At 80.0% G+C, this 305-nt stretch carries 1 protein-coding gene; it reads left to right on the forward strand.

What is annotated here, in order from left to right:
- Window positions 1–305: hypothetical protein (locus OFY01_RS19680; RefSeq protein WP_266601704.1), on the forward strand; the 305-nt coding region annotated here is incomplete at both ends.

A 305-nucleotide genomic window follows, 5' to 3' on the forward strand; every position in this document is an offset into this window, starting at 1 on the left:
CGCCGAGGGCGCCGCCCCCGAGGAGACCGCGGAGCCGCAGGAGGCCGCCCCGCGTCGTACGCGTCGTCGTGCCACCCGCGCGGCTGCCGCCCCCGAGCCGCAGGCGACGGACGAGCAGGAGGAGCAGCCCGTGGCCGCTGCACGGACCGAGCAGACCGACCAGACCGAGCAGACCGACCGGACGGCGCAGGCCGAGACCGAGGAGGCCGCGCCGCGTCGTACGCGTCGTCGTGCCACGCGCACGGTGTCCGCTCCGGCCGCCGCCGAGCCGGTCGCCGCCGAGGAGGCCGCGCCGCGAGCCGAGG

The sequence above is a fragment of the Streptomyces beihaiensis genome, from assembly GCF_026274175.1.
Classification (GTDB): Bacteria; Actinomycetota; Actinomycetes; order Streptomycetales; family Streptomycetaceae; genus Streptomyces; species Streptomyces beihaiensis.